The organism is Colwellia chukchiensis (genome assembly GCF_002104455.1).
Classification (GTDB): domain Bacteria; phylum Pseudomonadota; class Gammaproteobacteria; order Enterobacterales; family Alteromonadaceae; genus Cognaticolwellia; species Cognaticolwellia chukchiensis.
The window spans coordinates 37,478-57,044 of record NZ_NBOC01000019.1 but is presented as its reverse complement, the minus strand read 5'-3'; the positions used below and the strand labels follow the sequence as shown (position 1 = coordinate 57,044).

Here is a 19,567-nt window from a genome sequence, read left to right as displayed (position 1 = left end):
GAGCAGATATAAAACACTTCATACTTCCAGATAAAAGAAAGCACCGAACGTTTCCACGTTCGGTGCTTTATATTCCGAGCCGATATCCGTTGCGATATAAGGAATGATCCTTATCCGAACGGCATTACTTTTTAAAAGCGGCTTTTTTATTGTCAAAACGTTGCCTGCACTTGTATTTAGCCTATCACGGCATACACCAACAGAAATTGGCAATCTAAACCGTCAAATCAATATAAAAGTGCTACTTTTACCGATATTTGTAAAATTTAGCGTGCAGATCTTACCGTTAAAGCAAATAATATTATTATTTCTTTGTTGCTCTCTTGAGATAATCACTTAGAATCCCAACCATTAGAACATTAACTTAATTTCTTATTGGAGTCATTTATGAGCGAAGCAAGACATTGCCCGTTACTCATTTTAGGTTCAGGCCCTGCGGGCTATACTGCAGCGGTTTATGCGGCAAGAGCCAACCTAAAACCCGTTATGATCACAGGTATGCAACAAGGTGGTCAACTTACCACCACTACTGACGTTGAAAACTGGCCTGGCGATGCCGAAGGTTTAACTGGCCCAGCACTAATGGAACGTATGCAACAACACGCAGAAAAGTTTGATACCGAAATCATATTTGATCATATCAATGCAGTCGATTTTAGTGAAAAACCATACAAATTAACGGGTGACTCGGGTTCATATACTTGCGATGCCTTGATTATTTGTACTGGTGCTTCTGCACAATATTTGGGCTTACCCTCTGAAGAAGCCTTTATGGGCAAAGGTGTTTCAGCCTGTGCAACCTGTGATGGCTTTTTCTATCGTAATCAAAAAGTAGCGGTTGTGGGTGGTGGTAACACCGCAGTTGAAGAAGCCTTGTATTTATCAAATATTGCTTCAGAAGTACATTTGATTCATCGACGCGATAGCTTTCGCTCTGAAAAAATTCTTACCCAGCGCTTAATGGATAAAGTGGCTAATGGCAATATTGTTTTACATTTAGATCGTACGCTCGATGAAGTGCTTGGTGACGATATGGGGGTTACTGGCGTTCGTGTGAAAGATGTTAACTCTGACGCAACCGAAGAGTTTGACGTTATGGGGGTCTTTATTGCCATTGGTCATAAGCCTAATACCGATATTTTCAAAGGCCAACTTGAGATGAAAGACGGTTATTTAACCATTGAAAGTGGTACTCAAGGTAATGCTACTCAAACGAGCGTAGAAGGTGTCTTTGCGGCGGGCGATGTTGCTGATCACATCTACCGTCAAGCCATTACCTCTGCGGGTGCTGGCTGTATGGCAGCTCTTGACGCTGAGCGCTATTTAGACGCTAAAGGTAATCACTAAACAATGTCTCGAGCTATTCCTTGGCTATCAACGAATAGCTCGAGCTTTCCTGCCTTATCTCAAGCATTAACAGAGCCTAATGGCTTGCTTGCCTTTGGAGATGATCTCTCTCCTGCACGCATTTTACAGGCCTATCAGCTAGGCATATTTCCTTGGTTTAGCGACAATGAACCTGTGATGTGGTGGAGTCCAGATCCACGGGCGCTCATAAATTTCAGTAATTTCAAGGTTAATAAAACCTTAAAAAAAGTGCTTAACCGTAACCAGTTTACTGTTACGGTTAATAAACAGTTTCAGCAAGTCATCGCGCTTTGTGCCGATGCCCCATTTCGAAATGAAGCGACTTGGATTGTAAACCCCATGATAGAGGCGTATAACAGCCTACACCAACAAGGTCATGCTCACTCCATTGAAGTATGGCAACATGGCCAACTCGTTGGTGGGTTATATGGTATTGCTATTAACGGTTATTTTTCTGGCGAAAGCATGTTCTATAAAGAAAGTAATGCCTCTAAGGTGGCGTTAGTAGCATTAGTGCAGTTACTTAAATCAATCGCGGTTAATTTTATTGATTGCCAATTACTAAACCCATTTTTGGCTTCTATGGGTTGTATCGAAGTGCCTCGGCAACAATTTATCAAGCAGCAAATAGTGGCAAAAGCTATCATACCTCCCAAAGATTTTTGGCAGCCTAAAGATTTACCCCTCAGTTAATAAGCCTCCCACTTGCCACTTTTTGCGGTTGCTTTATACGCTATATATTGCTTAACCATAACTCATAGTTTGCTTTGTGATTGATTTTATCAAGATTAGAGTATGAAACGCTGGGGTTATTTGTTATAACCTTTAGTTAGTATGCAAGATAATATTTTTGTTAAACTAAATGGTGGTATGCGTGCAAAAATTCTTTTTCGGCATTGTGTTTATAATTTTATCATTACAGTCCCCGTGCGCATTTGCACTATATTCCACCAAAATTGAGCAAAATCTGACCGAGCAAATTAAACTCAACCCAAATCAAGCCTTTTATAAAGTTGAAGCGCTATTAACTGATCCAGAGTTAACCGCAAAAGAAAAGGCCATTCTCATGGTGCTACAAACTGAAGTTGCCTATTATATTGATCAGCCAGAATATATTCTTCATTATGCAGAGTTAGCGATGGCAACAGGTGAACTGAATGAACGCTGGCATACACGAGCACTGATCAGCCAAGCAAGAGGCTACTTTCAACGCGGTCAATTTAATCTCTATTTTAGTAGCGCTGATATGGCACTGACTAAAGCTACGCGTGCGAAACTAGCGGCATATAAGGTCTCGGCTATAATAGAGCGTGCTTTTGCCTCAACCCTTTTAAGTGATTTAGAACACGCCAATCAAGACTTAACATTAGCTCAAAAGTATTTAGCCCTACTACCGAAAAACTTCGATAAAGCTATTATTCTTGAGCGTTTTAGTGCCGTTAACTCGCACTTGAATAATGCCAAAATAGCCATATTACATCAAAAGCAGGCGATCGATATTTATCAAAATATCAATAGCGCTCACTTTCTATCGATTGGCTATTACAACTTGGGCCGGATTTATCAACAGCTTGAGCAATGGCAAAAAGCTAGCGAACTGATGTTAGCGTCCTACCATAAAGCATTAGAAGATAACAATGCCCTCAACCAAGCGTTTTCGCTTTCTCGTTTATCTGAATTCCAATATAAACTCGCCCAGCCTAAATTAGCCAAAAAGTATCTCTATGATGCTATTGTTGCAGCCGATGTGAGCCCTTCTGCACGCGTTAAAATTCATGTCCGTAAGAATATGGCAAATGTGCTATGTGACAATAAAGCCTATCAAGAGTGTAAAAACTTGCTGCTAGAAACAGTCGCTTTAGCTAAAACTAACACTATGCAACGTGACCAAATACAATTAATGGAAATCTTGGCTGAAGCTTATTATCACCTCGCCATGTACGAAGAAGCCTACAAAACATTGCAATCTTCCAACCAACTTAACAGTAATCACCATTAGCTAACAGTCTCGATATAGGGCTAAGCCATTTATGAGTTTAAATTTTCAATTGGGGGTCACTAAATCATTTCCATGTAGTTATTTGCCAGAACAGCAAGAGCGCTTGTTAGTGGCGCTTGATAGCAGGCTGAGCGATAGCGAGCATTATGCGTGGTTAATGGAGCAAGGCTTTAGACGCAGTGGTAATGATATTTATCGCCCCCATTGTCTCAATTGCAACGCCTGTCAGTCTCTGCGCGTATTAGTCAATGACTTTCAACCATCAAAAAGTCAAAAGCGAACGCTTAAACGTAACCAAGCATTGCATGTGGAAGTTAGTGAAACAGTAAAAGCCAATTATTATCCTTTATTTGAGCAATATATTGATTGTTTTCATCGCGATGGTGCTATGTATCCAGCCTCAGCGGCACAATTTCAACGCATGTTGGCGAATAATATCACCAAGCAGTGCTATCTTGAAGTTTGGCATCAAACAACGCTGGTTAGCGTTGCAATTACTGATAAAATGCCAAATGCCTTATCTGCGGTTTATACTTTTTATCACCCTGCATATAGAAGCCAAGGTTTGGGCGTTTTTTCTATATTGCAACAGATAAAACTAGCCTCTGAACTTAAGCGGCGCTTTCTTTACCTTGGCTATCAAATTGATCAATGCGCTAAAATGAATTATAAAAACCGCTTTCACCCACACCAAAGATTGATCGAAAATCAGTGGCAAACTGTAAATAAATAACACTATAGCTTTACATTAGCGCTGCAATTCGGCATTATCTGCGCAGCTTTTTATTTACGCACTAATTTAGAGGTTTGGCGCCCAATGGCGAAAGAAGAAAATATTGAAATGCAAGGCACTGTTTTAGATACTTTGCCAAATACTATGTTCCGTGTTGAATTGGAAAATGGTCATGTTGTGACCGCACATATTTCTGGGAAAATGCGCAAAAATTACATTCGTATTTTAACTGGCGATAAAGTCACTGTCGAATTAACACCTTATGACTTATCTAAAGGCCGTATTATCTTCCGTGCTAGATAAAAATTAATTTAGTTACTGCCTTTCAATAACATTAGCAATAACTAAATTAAAGACCTAATTGATATAATAAAAAACCGAGCAAGCTCGGTTTTTTTTATGGCTAAAGCTAAATTTAAAAGCTTAAGTTAATGTTCTACCAGCTCTTTTTTAGACTCAAAATTTAGCACCAGTTTATCTTTTTTCACTGCAACTTTTGCAATGCCGCCTTGTGTTAACTCGCCAAAGAGTAACTCATTGGCTAATGGTTTTTTCAATTGCTCTTGGATCAACCTTGTCATAGGTCTTGCACCCATCGCTTTATCGTAGCCCTTATTTGCTAACCATTTTTTCGCGTCTTTGGTGATCTCTAATGAAACACTTTTTTCGTCTAATTGTGCTTGCAATTCCACCACAAACTTATCCACGACTTGCTGGATAACCTCATCTGTTAGATGGTTAAACCAAACAATATTATCCAGTCTATTTCTAAACTCAGGCGAGAACACTTTGTTTATCTCTTCCATGGCATCAAGACTATTATCTTGTTGTTTAAAGCCAATAGACTGCTTAACTGTGTGTGCTACACCCGCATTGGTGGTTAATACCAAAATAATGTTTCTGAAATCGGCTTTACGACCATTGTTATCGGTTAAAGTACCGTGGTCCATGACTTGTAATAATATGTTGTATACATCTTCATGAGCCTTTTCGATTTCGTCTAATAAAACTACAGCATGGGGGCTTTTAATAACCGCATCGGTTAGCAAACCGCCCTGCTCGTAGCCAACATAGCCTGGTGGTGCGCCTATCAGACGACTGACCGCATGTTTCTCCATATATTCAGACATGTCATAACGCAATAGCTCTACACCTAACACATTCGCAAGTTGTTGCGTAACTTCTGTTTTACCCACCCCCGTTGGCCCTGCAAAAATAAACGAACCTACAGGTTTGTTTTCTCCGCGTAAGCCGGCCCGTGATAAGCGGATCACCGATGACAGCTCATCAATGGCATGATCTTGCCCAAAGACCACCAGTTTTAAGTTACGATCGAGCGTTTTCAAGCTGTCAACTTCTGTCGATGATACTGATTTTGCAGGTATCCTTGCTATTTTAGCGACAATATTTTCTATGTCGGTATCGGTGATCTCACTTTTACGCTGACTGGCTGCAACCAGTTGCTGCCGAGCGCCAGCTTCATCAATAACATCTATTGCTTTGTCGGGTAAAAATCTTTCATTAATGTATTTTGCTGACAATTGCGCAGCAGCTCGCAAGGCTTTATTCGAATAACGCACACCGTGATGGGTTTCATACTTTTCTTTTAAACCGTGTAATATTTTAGTCGTATCATCGACACTAGGCTCTACCACATCGATTTTTTGGAAACGTCTTGCTAGGGCACGGTCTTTTTCAAAAATACTTTGGTATTCTTGATAGGTAGTACTACCGATGCAGCGTAACTTACCAGACGACAATAAAGGTTTCAGTAAATTTGACGCATCAAGCATGCCGCCAGACGCAGCACCAGCGCCAATGATGGTGTGAATTTCATCAATAAACAAAATGGCATTGCCATCTTTTTTAAGTTCATTTAATAAGGCTTTAAAGCGTTTTTCAAAGTCGCCACGATATTTAGTGCCCGCCAGTAACGCTCCCATATCTAACGAGTATATGGTCGCATCCGCTAAAAACTCTGGCACTTGTTCTGATATTAATAAATTTGCTAAACCTTCAGCGATGGCTGTTTTCCCAACGCCCGCCTCACCAACATATATCGGGTTGTTTTTCCGACGACGACTTAACACTTGTAACGTGCGCTCTAATTCACTATCACGGCCAATAAGCGGGTCTATATGGCCCTTCTCTGCTTCTTCGTTTAAGTTAGTTGCAAAGTTCTCAATAGTACGCGGCTCTTCTTCACTGGCACTTGCAGGCTCGTCATTTGTGCTATTTTCTTGCTCGATTTTTGCGATGCCATGGGAAATATAATTAACGATATCTAAACGAGTGATGTCTGATTTCTTTAAAAAGTAAGCGGCTTGTGATTCTTGCTCACTAAATATTGCTACCAGCACATTAGAGCCGTTAACCTCGCTTTTTCCTGAAGATTGAACATGAAAAACAGCACGTTGTAATACACGTTGAAAGCCCAAGGTTGGCTGAGTTTCACGCTCTTCTTCACCGACAGGGATCACAGGTGTTGTATCTGTTATAAAGGCAAGTAGTTCTTTTCTCAAATTTGCTAAATCAACCCCACAGGCGCTTAACGCTTCTATCGATGATGGATTATCTAACAACGCCAACAATAAATGTTCAACCGTCATAAATTCATGGCGAGACTCTTTAGCCTGACGAAATGCCATATTTAACGATATTTCTAAATCTTTATTTAGCATAGCTTACTCCAATTTAACTCTGCGTTACGCTTTTTCCATTGTGCATTTTAGCGGGTGTTCATTACTTATTGCGTAATTTAGCACTTGGTCGACTTTAGTTTCCGCAACTTCAGCAGTATAAGTTCCACAGCGCCCTTTACCTTTATAATGTATTGCCAGCATGATGTCTGTCGCTTGTTCTGCATTCATGTTAAAAAAACGGCATAAGACATCAATAACAAAATCCATTGGCGTATAGTCATCGTTTAATAACACTACATTATACATTGGGGGTTTTTGAAACTTTTCAACAACCTCTTCTTCAAGAACACTTTGGTTATCTAATAACTCTTTCCATCTACTCATATTTCTATATTAGTCTGTTCATTAAGTTTTGCGTTAAATTTGTAAAAAAATAATGACTAAAAATCGCCTCACTTTATAATATAAAACTTGACTATTTCTATTTATTATCTACGATTTACTTTGGTGGCTATTTTTTGTCCGCCTAAAATTAAAAATAATGCTTTATAGGAAGCATACCTAATTACCGATGATTTTAGAAGGATGTTGAAGTATGGCTCACGGTACAGTGAAATGGTTTAATAATGCAAAGGGTTTTGGTTTTATTCGTCCCGAGGATGGTGGAGAAGATATTTTCGCACATTATTCGACTATACAAATGGAAGGTTATCGCACATTAAAAGCAGGTCAAGATGTGAACTACGAATTGAATGCAGGCCCTAAAGGTGATCACGCGGCAAGTATTACCCCATGTGAGTTAGATTCTGATAAGTAACACAAAAATGACTTTTTAATACTAAAAACACAGCAACTTTGCTGTGTTTTTTATTTAAAGGCACGAATTTGTGCCTTATCAACTAGCAGCTACATATGGTCGATAATACAATCGCCAAACTCCGAACAGGTTACTAGTGTGGCGTTATCCATTAAGCGCTCAAAGTCATAAGTAACGGTTTTGGCATTGATTGCGCCTGACATACCTTTAAGTAAAAGGTTAGCAGCTTCTATCCAGCCCATATGACGCAACATCATTTCTGCCGATAAAATCACAGAGCCAGGGTTTACCTTATTTTGTCCTGCATATTTGGGTGCAGTGCCATGTGTGGCTTCAAAGATGGCAATATCATCATTAAGGTTTGCACCTGGCGCTATACCTATGCCGCCAACTTGTGCGGCCAAAGCGTCAGACAAATAATCACCATTAAGGTTGAGTGTCGCAATAACACTGTACTCCGCCGGACGCAGCAATATTTGCTGTAGCATGGCGTCGGCAATCACATCTTTGATGATAATTTCTTTACCTGTTTTAGGGTTTTTAAGACTGCACCATGGCCCGCCGTTTAATAAGTCAGCACCAAACTCTTCCCGCGCTAACTCATAGCCCCAATCTTTAAACGCTCCCTCAGTAAACTTCATGATATTGCCTTTATGTACTAAAGTTACTGACTCTCTGTCGTTGTCGATTGCATATTGAATAGCTTGTCTAACCAAACGTTGCGTGCCTTCTTTCGACACAGGCTTAATACCAATACCACAATTTTCTTGGAAGCGGATTTTTGTCACTCCCATTTCATCATTTAAAAATTGGATCATTTTTTTGGCTTGATCAGTGCCTGCTTGATATTCAATCCCCGCGTAAATATCTTCGGAGTTTTCTCTAAAGATAACCATATCTACTTCACTGGGTTTTTTTACTGGGCTTGGCACGCCAGTAAACCACTGCACGGGTCTTTGGCAAACATAAAGATCTAAAATTTGTCGTAAGGCGACATTTAGCGAGCGCATTCCGCCACCTACTGGCGTAGTTAATGGCCCTTTAATACCGACTTTATATTCTTTAAACATGGCTAATGTTTCATCGGGCAACCAGGTTTCTGAGTCATAAATCTGTGTTGCTTTCTCACCAGCATACACTTCCATCCAATGAATTTTTCTTTCCTTGCCATAGGCTTTACTGACAGCTGCATCAACAACTTTCATCATAGGTGGCGTTACGTCGACCCCAATACCATCACCCTCGATAAATGGAATAATAGGATTATTAGGTACTTTCAATTTACCTTGCTCTGTGGTGATTTTAGTACCTTCGCTAGGAACAATGACATGGTTCGACATATGAACTCTCCAATTTTACTAATGAAAATAGCGGTTTGCTAATCTCTTAATCCTTAAACTAATAGAAAATACCTGCTGAAACTAATACTGAAATAGTGATATTCGCTATCATCACTATGAATGATTAAAACGTTTGTCATCATTAATTGCAAATAATTTACCTTAAAAAATAACAATAATGACAAACAAGCATGCAATACTATTCGATTTATTAACCGCAGCGTATCAATACCAAGCCATTAGCAATGATTTTTATCTCTAGCCCTGTTTAATCGCCATATTGTCCATTTTAATTGTTCAATAGCGTGAGCTTTATTAAACAAGTGCTAAATTTTAAGCAAAAAAAAGCTAGGCTTTCACCTAGCTTTAACGTGATGGGTAACTTTTAACTTATAACAAGTTAGATAGAATGGTGTTAAAAGTTTCACTTGGACGCATGGCTTTATCAGCTAAGTTTGCATCCGCAAAGTAGTAACCATTAATATCCATACTCGTACCTTGGGCATCATTAAGTTCTGCAACAATTTTCTCTTCTTGCTTAGTTAATGCTTGAGCAACGGCAACAAAGCTTGACTTTAATTCTTCATCATCACTTTGTTCTGCAAGCGCTTGCGCCCAGTACATGGCTAAATAAAAGTGCGAACCTCGGTTATCTAGCTCACCAACACGACGTGACGGTGATTTGTTTTCTTGTAAGAATTTAGCAGTGGCTTGATCTAAAGTATCGGCGAGTACTTTCGCTTTTGGATTACCTACACTGACACTTAAGTGTTCTAAAGATGCTGCTAGCGCTAAGAATTCACCTAATGAATCCCAGCGTAAATGGTTTTCTTTTTCAAATTGTTGCACATGTTTAGGTGCCGAGCCGCCAGCGCCGGTTTCAAACAATCCGCCACCATTCATCAGTGGAACAATTGACAACATTTTCGCACTCGTTCCTAATTCTAAGATTGGGAACAAATCCGTTAAGTAGTCACGCAAAACATTACCGGTAACAGAAATAGTATCTTCACCCTTTGCAACACGCGCTAACGTATACTCACACGCTTTTACCGGCGCCATTATTTGGATATCTAATCCAGATGTATCGTGATCAGCTAAATAAGTATTAACTTTTTTAATCATTTCTGCATCATGACCACGGTTTTCATCTAACCAAAAAATCGCAGGTGTATTGCTTGCTTTAGCTCGCGTTACCGCTAATTTCACCCAGTCTTGGATAGGCGCATCTTTTGCCTGACACATTCTCCAAATATCACCTTCGTTAACGGTATGCGCTAACAAAGTTGTGCCGTTATCATCCACAACCCTTACTGTACCGGCACCTGTCATAGTGAAGGTTTTATCATGCGAGCCATACTCTTCCGCTTTTTGCGCCATTAAACCAACGTTTGGTACTGTACCCATAGTTCTTGGGTCAAACGCACCATGTTCACGACAATAATCAACAACAGCCGCAAATACACCAGCATAGTTGCGATCTGGGATCATAAACTTGGTTTCTTTTTGTTTGCCATCTGGTCCCCACATCATGCCTGATGCGCGCAATGCCGCTGGCATAGAAGCGTCAATGATAACATCGCTTGGTACATGTAAATTAGTAATGCCCTTATCAGAGTCAACCATAGCTAACTCAGGACGTGTCGCATACACGGCTTGGATATCCGCTTCAATTTCTGCTTTTTTATCGGCAGATAAACGTGCGATTTTTGTGTATACATCACCAATACCGTTATTGGCGTCAACACCGAGCTGTTCAAAGGTGGTTGCGTGTTTGGTAAACACATCACGATAAAATACTTTGACGGCGTGGCCAAACATGATGGGATCTGAAACTTTCATCATGGTGGCTTTCAAATGTAATGACAGTAATACGTCTTGGGCTTTCGCTTTTTCAGTTTCGGTTTCAAAAAACTCTACTAAAGCCTTTTTGCTCATCACAGATGCATCAATAATTTCTTTATCAAGTAATGCTAAATGCTCTTTTAACAGTGTTACCTGACCATTTTCGCTAACAAATTCAATTTTAACATTGGTCGCACCATCAATAGTGACAGACTTTTCACTGCCGTAAAAATCTCCGGCAGGCATCGAGGCTACATGCGATTTAGTCGTTGGTGACCACGCCCCCATCGAGTGTGGGTTATTGCGAGCATATTGTTTTACCGAGCTTGGCGCACGACGATCAGAGTTACCTTCGCGTAACACAGGGTTTACCGCAGACCCTAATACTTTTGCATAAGTCAATTTAATTGACTCTTCTGCTTCGTTTTGTGGCTCTTCAGGGTAATCAGGTAGGTTGTAACCTTTGGCTTGCAACTCTTTAATTGCCGCTTGTAACTGCGGGATTGAAGCGGAAATATTAGGTAACTTTATAATGTTAGCTTCTGGAGTTTTGGCTAATTCACCAAGCTCAGCTAACGCGTCATCGATACGTTGTTCTGCCGTTAGATACTTAGGAAAGTTTGCTAAAATACGACCCGCTAATGAAATATCACGCGTTTCAACGTCAATTGCCGACGATGCGGTGAACGTTTTAACTATAGGTAAAAATGAATAGGTAGCCAAAGCTGGCGCTTCATCGGTAATCGTATAAATTATTTTTGAGGTATCTGTGGTCATTTAAAATCCTTTGCTGATTTGCCATTGATCGATAAAATGAATACTCATTAAAGCCTAATAACTATTCATTTTATCGATAAAAATATTTTCGCGCGCCGCATAGTATCTAAATTCAAGGCGTATTAAAATAGATGAATTATATTGAGCTGCGAAGCCCAAAGGATAAAATTAGTGACATTCAATAAAAATCAAGTAGTTACACATAACAAAAGGCGCAAGTCAGTAAAGGTACGACCAGTTGACTCAGGATGTGAAATCGTGCTTTTTAATAAACCCTTTAATGTATTAAGCCAGTTTACCGATCAAGCAGGCAGAAAAACACTCAAAGATTATATTGATATCAAAGACGTTTACGCCGCAGGTCGATTAGACAGAGATAGTGAAGGTTTATTACTGCTAACAAATAATGGCAAGTTACAACACAAATTAGCTAACCCAAGTGAAAAAACTGAAAAAACCTATTGGGCACAAGTCGAGGGAGTACCCTCAACCATTGATACGGCAAAACTCTGTCAGGGCGTAAAATTAAAAGATGGCATGACCAAGCCAGCTAAAGTAACCATTATAGCGGAGCCTAATATCTGGCCACGCGTGCCACCGATTAGAGAGCGAGCATCGATACCGACAACTTGGTTAGAAATCACCATACACGAAGGCAGAAACCGACAAGTACGAAGAATGACAGCCCACATCGGCTTTCCAACGTTAAGGCTAATTCGTTATCGTATTGGTCAATGGACACTTGATGGTATTAATAATGGCGAATATAAAAGGTTGAAGCATGACTAAACAAACATGGTCACAAACATCCGCTATTAAGGAGCACGGTAGCCAACAATTTAAACCTAATACAACAGTAGCCGCTGTGGTCAGCTATCAAGATAAGTTTTTATTGGTGGAAGAAATAGACGCTGGCAAAACAGTTTATAATCAGCCCGCGGGTCATTTAGAGTGTCATGAAAGTTTAATTTCAGCGATTGAGCGGGAATTAAACGAAGAAACCGGCTTGTGTTTAAGTCCGGATCACCTCTGCGGTATTTATTACTATTATCGCCCATCATTAACACTACATTATTTACGGTTTTGTTTTGTTATTGAGCTTGATGACCTTCTACCAACACAGCCACAAGACGACGAAATTATTGCCTGTCATTGGTTTACTTTAGCGCAAATAAAAGCAAAATCAGCACAATTACGCAGCCCATTAGTGTTGGAATGTATCGAAGATTATCTGGCTGGCAAAAAAATCCCATTAAGCCACCTTAAATCTAATCTTTAAGCTATCATCAGGCTAAATGACCATGCTATAATTTCGCGCCATTTTTCATAAAAATTTAGTTGTAATGAACTCGAACCAAGACGTAAATTTAAACTCGATTGCAGCACAAGACAAATTAGCACAAGACACTAAAGTCATTGTTGGTATGTCTGGTGGTGTTGATTCATCGGTATCTGCTTACCTTTTAAAAGAGCAAGGCTATCAAGTTGAAGGCTTGTTCATGAAGAACTGGGAAGAAGATGACAACGACGAGTATTGCGCTGCCGCCGAAGATCTCGCCGATGCCCAGAAGGTTTGTGATAAACTGGGTATTAAGTTACATACCATTAACTTTGCAACTGAATACTGGGATAATGTTTTTGAGTATTTTCTTGCTGAGTACCAAGCTGGCCGTACACCTAATCCAGATATTATGTGTAATAAAGAAATTAAATTTAAGGCCTTTCTTGAGTTTGCTTGCGAAGACTTAGGTGCTGATTACATTGCCACCGGACATTATGTACAACGCAAATTTCATGATGGCAAATGGCAAATGATCCGTGGCCTAGACACTAACAAAGATCAAAGTTACTTTCTTTATACTTTAAGTCACGAACAAGTTGGCCGTACCTTATTTCCTGTTGGTCACATTGAGAAACCTGAAGTTAGAGCAATCGCAGAGCAAGCCAACTTAGTTACCCATAATAAAAAAGACAGTACGGGTATTTGCTTCATTGGTGAGCGTAAATTTAAAGACTTTCTTGCCAAGTACTTACCTGCCCAACCGGGCATAATAGAAACCGCAGAAGGTGAAGCCATTGGTGAACACGATGGACTTATGTATCATACCTTAGGCCAACGTAAAGGTCTGCGTATTGGCGGACTAGCAAATGCGGGTGACGCACCCTGGTATGTGGTAGATAAAGATCTTGAACGCAATGTTTTAATTGTTGGCCAAGGTCATGATCACCCTCGCCTGTTCTCAAAAGGGCTGATCGCAAATCAACTACACTTAGTCGATCGGGTAGCGTTAACAACGCCGATCAGCTGTACTGTGAAAACCCGCTATCGCCAGCAAGACGTGCCTTGTAACATCTCACCGATGGCGAATGGTGAATATTTAGTGATGTTTACCCAGCCACAAAGCTCAGTAACACCTGGACAGTCGGTCGTTTTTTATCAAGATGATGTTTGCCTCGGTGGCGGAATTATCAACTCCCTTATTCGTTAATAAAAAGCCAACATGAATAATCTACAAAAACAAACAATAACCATGGCCGCTATCTGCCAAGCTGCCGTTTTAGTTCAAAATGTCGCCCGAACTGGTGTGGTTGATGACGCTGAGCTAAGTGTAATGCTAAACAGTATTATGATCACATCACCCAATAGCATTCTAGAAGTATATGGTAACGAACTAGCGCACTTAAAAACGGGTTTACTAGCCTTAGTTGCGCAGTTAGGCAACGATAATAAACAAAAAGATCCCGAACTCACCCGTTATGTGGTGAGCTTACTCGGTTTAGAAAGGCGTTTAGCGCACAAGAAAAATCAATTAGCTCGCCTTGGTGAGCGCATTGAGCAAAGTCAACGTCAATTAGAGCACTATGAGATCACAAGTGAAACATTATTGGCAAGTTTAGCCAGCATATACAGTGATTTACTGAGTCCCATTAGTACACCTATCCAGGTCGCAGGTGATCCAAACTTATTGAAACAACAAAATAATCAGCAAAAAATCAGAGCATTATTGTTAGCCGGTGTTCGCTCAAGCGTATTGTGGCGCCAAGTAGGCGGCCAACGCAGAAAAATATTATTTGGACGCACTAAGATGGTCGAGTGCGCCCAACAATTACTTAAAGACATGTAAAAATTAACCTCAGGAAATTATTATGGAACTTTCAGCATTAAGTGCAATATCACCCGTTGATGGCCGTTATGGCAGTAAAGTAAAAGCTTTACGCCCTATTTTCAGCGAATTTGGTTTAATTAAATATCGCGTAACCGTTGAAGTACGCTGGTTACAAAAATTAGCAGCAACTTCCGCCATTGCTGAAGTACCGCCATTTTCTGCGCAAGCAAATGCCTTACTTGATGACATTGTTGCTCAATTTTCAGAAGCTGATGCACAAGCAATTAAAGATATTGAAGCAACCACCAATCATGACGTTAAGGCGGTTGAGTATTTCCTAAAAGAAAAAATAGCTAACAATGATGAATTACATGCTATCACTGAATTTATTCATTTTGCCTGTACCTCAGAAGATATTAATAACCTTTCACATGGCTTAATGCTCGCAGAATGTCGTGAACAAGTATTGCTGCCAATGATGGATGAGATCCTTGCCGATCTTAAAGCCTTAGCAATTGACTACCAAAATATTCCTATGATGTGTCGTACCCATGGCCAACCAGCATCGCCAAGTACCTTAGGTAAAGAAATGGCTAACGTGTATGTGCGACTAAAGCGCCAACGTCAGCAAGTATCACAAGTTGACCTGCTAGGAAAGATTAATGGCGCTGTTGGTAATTATAATGCGCATTTATCAGCGTACCCTGAAGTTGATTGGCACAACTTTGCTAATGAGTTTGTAACCTCATTAGGCTTGCAATGGAATGCCTTTACCACACAAATAGAGCCACATGATTATATTGCAGAACTATTTGATGCTGTTGCCCGTTTTAATACCATCTTGATCGACTTTGATCGCGATATATGGGGTTACATCGCGCTTGGGCATTTTAAACAAAAAACCGTTGCCGGAGAAATTGGCTCTTCGACCATGCCACATAAAGTAAACCCTATTGATTTTGAAAACTCGGAAGGTAACTTAGGTATTGCCAATGCGATCTTTAGCCACCTTGCGCAAAAATTACCTATTTCGCGCTGGCAACGTGACTTAACTGATTCGACTGTGCTACGCAACCTTGGCGTGGGTTTTGCCCATACAGTTTTAGCCTATCAAGCAACGCGTAAGGGGATCAGTAAGTTAGAAGTTAACGAAGCAAGCTTATTGGCTGAGCTTGACTCAAATTGGGAAGTACTAGCTGAGCCTATTCAAACGGTTATGCGTCGCTACGGTATTGAAAAGCCTTACGAAAAACTGAAAGAGCTTACCCGAGGTAAGCGCGTTGATGGTAACTCTATGCGCGAATTTATCATGAGCCTTGATTTACCTGACGCTGCCAAAGCTCAACTGTCGGATATGACACCAGCATCTTACATTGGCCGAGCAGCGGCATTTATAAACGAACTTGATTAAGCTTGGTTAATTGCAACTTACCCTATCGTTATCGTAAATAAAGTAAGCTAAATAAAAAAGGGATCCGTATGGCTCCCTTTTTGTTATCTAAACTGATGCGATAACGGTTTAAGGCTGTGCATAGAGACATAGCTTTTCATTACTAATCCTCTAAATATAATATCAGGCATATAAATAAAGGTTACGCTATGAATTTTAATTCACTAAATTGGGGCGAATTAAGCCCGGAAATATTTCTAGCCGAATATTGGCAGAAAAAGCCGTTATTAATTAAACAAGCGTTTAGCAACTTTCAAGATCCCATTAGCGCTGATGAACTTGCAGGTTTAGCAATGGAAAATGAAATAGAATCGCGCATTGTTAGTTGCGATAGCCAGGGCAACTGGCAAGTCGATCATGGTCCATTTTCAGACTTTAGCCAATACGGTGCATCTCACTGGACACTGTTAGTACAAGCAGTGAACAATTGGTCTCGTGCAACTCATGCCTTGATCACGCCTTTTAACTTTATACCGCGCTGGCGTATCGATGATGTTATGGTCAGTTTTTCAACCCCCAATGGTGGTGTAGGTCGACACTTAGATCAGTACGACGTCTTTATTCTCCAAGGCAGCGGCAAAAGACGTTGGCAAGTGGGGGCACCCAATAGTGAGTTAACAACCTTGCTACCGCACCCAGATCTAAAGCAGGTATCGGCTTTCACTCCCATAATTGATGAAATAACACAAGCCGGTGATTTATTATATATACCGCCAAATCATCCACATAACGGCGTATCAATAGAAAACTCAGTCAACTTTTCCATTGGCTTCCAAGCACCATCAAACCAAGAGCTTTGGTCAAGCTTCGCCGATAAATTAATTGATAATAATAGCGGAGAGCAAAGATTTAGCGATCCTGATAGAGTGCCGTCTGATAGCAGTTTCGCCATTACGGAAAATGACATGCAACAATTAAAAGCTTTTATGTTGCAACAACTTGAGCAAAGCGATTTGTTCGAGGACTTTATCGGTCAACATCTAACGCAAAGTCATCACGCGTTAGAGATTCTAGTACCTGTCAATGAAATTGACGCTGCGAAGCTACACGATATCCTCTCAGAGCCAGAAATTTTATTTATGCCTGTTTCTGGATTAAAAGCGGCAATAATTCATGACACCAATAGCACATTATTTATTAATGGTGAGAGCTTTAAGCTAGAAAAACAAACGCTTGAACTAGCAGAACTATTAGCGCAACAAAAGCCGTTAAGCACAGAACAAGTAAAAACTTTTAGCGGCTGTTTGAAAAATGTACAATTATTAACTAGTGTTTTAAATAAGGGTTATTGGTATATTGAATAAAACACATGTCATACACGGTAAGTAAGGTTCAATGGGAGCAAGCAGCACCGCTGCTTAAAAATGTCAGAGAACAAGTATTTGTTTACGAAAAGCGCATCCCGAAAAATGTCGAGTTCGATCGTAAAGATCACTATGCCTGCCATGTGTTAGCGTGTGATGATGAAACAAAAGAGCCAATAGGAACTGGGCGCATCCTCGGCTCTGGTGAAATTAGCCGCATTGCTGTGTTGCGCCGACACCGTAAAGAGCAAATCGATAAACTCATTTTACGCTCTTTGCTTGAAATAGCGCAAGATATGGGTTTAAAAGAGATATTCATTTATAGCCCTTTAGACGCCATTCAGTACTTCCAACAATTCAACTTTAGAACCAGCGAAGCTGTCTTCATGGAAGCAGGCTTACCGAAACAAAAAATGACCTGCCCACTTCATAAAGTCAAACCAGTCAAATGCTATTTAAGCCACTAATACAGGTATTAGTGGCATGCATTAGACGCAATGTTTTAATTTTAGGCTTGTTGCCAAAGCTCATCTTTATCATAAAGCTGATAAAGCCCTTCCGCTTTGCTGATCAATAATTTGGCATATTTGACTTGTTCGGGATCACTGCTTTGTAACAAGCTGTCTGCCTGCACTTGCCACTTAAATGAAAAGTGACGTAACACATTACGAGCTGGCTCGTCTTGCTCTAATACTAAATGATCAGTCGGTAAATCACCGCTGATAACCCAAACTTTAGTTTTATCCAATAAGTTTATTTTCCAAACCGCCATTAACGGGATCAAATAGCGACTTTCGGTATCGGCAACACTTTCGGTAACTAAGCCTTTACTGGCAAGATATTTAGTCGATTTTTGATATTGTTCACGCAGCCACGCTTGTTGTTGCTCAGCGGTCATTTCTTGTTTGTCAGTCATTTTTATTGTCTTTTTGTTAATAATTGTTATGAGGTGTTAACGGTGGAAAGCTTGTATGAAATAGTTCACAGCAAAGCTCAAATTAATTTAATGCTTCACTAGCGAAGCGCTAACCTAAATGGTATGGTGCGCGGCAAATTATTACAACCTTAGTTCAATAAAAATTTACGTTGAACTTTTTCTATCATCTTTGGAGATTAGGATAGTGGCCGTTTTTGATTTAGTAGATTTTGATAACCACGAACAAGTCGTTTATTGCAGTGACAGCAGCACTGGCTTAAAAGCGATTATCGCCGTGCACAGCACCGCATTAGGCCCAGCGGCAGGCGGTTGTCGCTTTTGGGATTATGCCAGTGACGAAGCGGCGCTGAAAGATGTGTTACGTTTATCTAAAGGTATGACCTATAAAAATGCCATGGCCGGCTTAAAGTTAGGTGGCGGTAAAGGCGTTATTATTGGTGATCCTAAAACCTTGAAATCAGAGGCACTATTTCAAGCCTTTGGACGCGCTGTTGATAATCTAAATGGTCGTTATTATACCGCCGAAGATGTCAACATTAACACCGATGATATGGCCATTGTTAACCAAACGACTGAATTCGTTTCTGGACTCGAAGGTAAAAGTGGCAACCCTGCACCATTTACCGCTTTAGGTACATTTTTAGGTGTTAAAGCGGCAGTTAAATTTAAGTTAGGTAAAGATGACCTAACCGGCATAAAAGTCGCTGTACAGGGCTTAGGAAGCGTAGGGTATGCCCTGTGTGAACGATTACATGCTGCTGGAGCAGAGTTAATTGTTACCGACATTAATCAAGCAGCCTTAGATAAAGCCGCAACTGAGCTCAATGCAAAAGTGGTTGGCTTAGATGAAATATATAGTCAAGACGTGGATGTCTTCTCTCCATGTGCATTGGGCGCTGCCATTAACGATGACACCATAGCACAACTCAAAGCATCGATTGTTGCTGGCTGTGCCAATAACCAATTAGCTGAGTCTCGTCACGATCAAGTATTGCTAGACAAAGGCATTTTATATGCACCTGATTACGTCATTAACGCCGGCGGTATAATCAATGTCGCCTTAGAAATATATGGCGAAGCTTATTGTGCAGAAAGTTCGACAAAGTTAGTGGAAAATATTTATAACACACTAACCAATGTTTTCGAAACCGCTGCCGCGCAAAACAAACCAACTGGTTTAATTGCCGACGAGATGGCGCGTGAAATTATTGCTAACGCTGGCAAATAAGCAGCGTTAATTTTCGTGAT

General features: G+C 40.4%; 19 protein-coding genes. 14 read left to right on the top strand and 5 right to left on the bottom strand.

Going from position 1 to position 19,567, the window contains the following annotated elements:
* Nucleotides 1-387: 387 nt before the first annotated feature.
* The 5 genes from trxB (at nt 388) to infA (ending at nt 4,403) form a co-directional block, all read left to right on the top strand.
* On the top strand, nt 388-1,347 hold the full coding sequence (gene trxB / locus B6K83_RS16075) for a thioredoxin-disulfide reductase (protein ID WP_085285885.1): 960 nt from the start codon (nt 388-390) through the stop codon (nt 1,345-1,347).
* 3 nt (nt 1,348-1,350) lie between these two features.
* Nucleotides 1,351-2,061: a leucyl/phenylalanyl-tRNA--protein transferase gene (gene aat, locus B6K83_RS16070; RefSeq protein WP_085285884.1), complete on the top strand. Its 711-nt coding sequence runs from the start codon at nt 1,351-1,353 to the stop codon at nt 2,059-2,061.
* Nucleotides 2,062-2,242: 181 nt separating this feature from the next.
* Nucleotides 2,243-3,367 (top strand): tetratricopeptide repeat protein, encoded by a 1,125-nt coding sequence (locus B6K83_RS16065; RefSeq protein WP_085285883.1) that lies wholly within the window; start codon nt 2,243-2,245, stop codon nt 3,365-3,367.
* Between the two features lie 31 nt (nt 3,368-3,398).
* Entirely contained in the window at nt 3,399-4,100 is a 702-nt protein-coding gene (locus B6K83_RS16060; protein ID WP_085285882.1) for an arginyltransferase, read from the top strand.
* An 84-nt stretch (nt 4,101-4,184) separates the two neighbouring features.
* The gene (infA, locus tag B6K83_RS16055) at nt 4,185-4,403 is read left to right on the top strand and encodes a translation initiation factor IF-1 (protein ID WP_011043571.1); all 219 of its coding nucleotides are present in this window, start codon (nt 4,185-4,187) and stop codon (nt 4,401-4,403) included.
* A 125-nt stretch (nt 4,404-4,528) separates the two neighbouring features.
* Here infA and clpA read toward each other — a convergent pair whose 3' ends face one another.
* Both clpA and clpS read right to left on the bottom strand, forming a co-directional pair.
* Complete coding sequence (gene clpA, locus B6K83_RS16050; RefSeq protein WP_085285881.1) at nt 4,529-6,781, bottom strand: ATP-dependent Clp protease ATP-binding subunit ClpA; 2,253 nt, start codon at nt 6,779-6,781, stop codon at nt 4,529-4,531.
* Nucleotides 6,782-6,805: 24 nt separating this feature from the next.
* A complete protein-coding gene (clpS, locus tag B6K83_RS16045; RefSeq protein WP_085285880.1) occupies nt 6,806-7,126 on the bottom strand; it encodes an ATP-dependent Clp protease adapter ClpS in 321 nt (106 codons plus the stop codon).
* 211 nt (nt 7,127-7,337) lie between these two features.
* On the opposite strand from clpS, the gene cspD reads away from it, so the two are divergent.
* Nucleotides 7,338-7,559, top strand: coding sequence for a cold shock domain-containing protein CspD (cspD, locus tag B6K83_RS16040; protein WP_085285879.1), 222 nt, complete (start codon nt 7,338-7,340; stop codon nt 7,557-7,559).
* An 89-nt stretch (nt 7,560-7,648) separates the two neighbouring features.
* On the opposite strand, the gene icd is transcribed toward cspD, so the two are convergent.
* Nucleotides 7,649-8,899, bottom strand: a complete 1,251-nt coding sequence (icd, locus tag B6K83_RS16035; RefSeq protein ID WP_085285878.1) for an NADP-dependent isocitrate dehydrogenase — start codon at nt 8,897-8,899, stop codon at nt 7,649-7,651.
* A 390-nt stretch (nt 8,900-9,289) separates the two neighbouring features.
* On the bottom strand, nt 9,290-11,521 hold the full coding sequence (locus B6K83_RS16030; protein WP_085285877.1) for an NADP-dependent isocitrate dehydrogenase: 2,232 nt from the start codon (nt 11,519-11,521) through the stop codon (nt 9,290-9,292).
* Nucleotides 11,522-11,683: 162 nt separating this feature from the next.
* Between B6K83_RS16030 and B6K83_RS16025 the strand changes: the two genes are divergently transcribed.
* From B6K83_RS16025 to B6K83_RS15995, 7 genes are all read left to right on the top strand, one after another.
* Nucleotides 11,684-12,310, top strand: a complete 627-nt coding sequence (locus B6K83_RS16025; protein WP_408607240.1) for a pseudouridine synthase — start codon at nt 11,684-11,686, stop codon at nt 12,308-12,310.
* Nucleotides 12,303-12,800, top strand: a complete 498-nt coding sequence (locus tag B6K83_RS16020) for an NUDIX hydrolase (protein WP_085285875.1) — start codon at nt 12,303-12,305, stop codon at nt 12,798-12,800. The genes B6K83_RS16025 and B6K83_RS16020 overlap by 8 nt, the downstream gene beginning before the upstream one ends.
* 64 nt (nt 12,801-12,864) lie before the next feature.
* Nucleotides 12,865-14,010 carry a tRNA 2-thiouridine(34) synthase MnmA gene (gene mnmA / locus B6K83_RS16015; RefSeq protein WP_085285874.1) on the top strand — a complete coding sequence of 382 codons (1,146 nt, stop codon included), beginning with the start codon at nt 12,865-12,867 and terminating at the stop codon, nt 14,008-14,010.
* A gap of 12 nt (nt 14,011-14,022) precedes the next feature.
* Nucleotides 14,023-14,646, top strand: a complete 624-nt coding sequence (hflD, locus tag B6K83_RS16010) for a high frequency lysogenization protein HflD (RefSeq protein ID WP_085285873.1) — start codon at nt 14,023-14,025, stop codon at nt 14,644-14,646.
* Nucleotides 14,647-14,668: 22 nt separating this feature from the next.
* Nucleotides 14,669-16,039, top strand: a complete 1,371-nt coding sequence (gene purB, locus B6K83_RS16005; protein WP_085285872.1) for an adenylosuccinate lyase — start codon at nt 14,669-14,671, stop codon at nt 16,037-16,039.
* Nucleotides 16,040-16,227: 188 nt separating this feature from the next.
* On the top strand, nt 16,228-17,382 hold the full coding sequence (locus tag B6K83_RS16000) for a cupin domain-containing protein (RefSeq protein ID WP_085285871.1): 1,155 nt from the start codon (nt 16,228-16,230) through the stop codon (nt 17,380-17,382).
* A gap of 5 nt (nt 17,383-17,387) precedes the next feature.
* Entirely contained in the window at nt 17,388-17,849 is a 462-nt protein-coding gene (locus B6K83_RS15995) for a GNAT family N-acetyltransferase (protein WP_085285870.1), read from the top strand.
* Nucleotides 17,850-17,890: 41 nt separating this feature from the next.
* Here the strand turns inward: B6K83_RS15995 and B6K83_RS15990 are convergent, their stop codons facing one another.
* Nucleotides 17,891-18,298 carry a DUF4826 family protein gene (locus B6K83_RS15990; RefSeq protein ID WP_085285869.1) on the bottom strand — a complete coding sequence of 136 codons (408 nt, stop codon included), beginning with the start codon at nt 18,296-18,298 and terminating at the stop codon, nt 17,891-17,893.
* 205 nt (nt 18,299-18,503) lie between these two features.
* Between B6K83_RS15990 and B6K83_RS15985 the strand changes: the two genes are divergently transcribed.
* Nucleotides 18,504-19,547 (top strand): Leu/Phe/Val dehydrogenase, encoded by a 1,044-nt coding sequence (locus tag B6K83_RS15985; RefSeq protein WP_085285868.1) that lies wholly within the window; start codon nt 18,504-18,506, stop codon nt 19,545-19,547.
* The last annotated feature ends 20 nt before the right edge of the window (nt 19,548-19,567 follow it).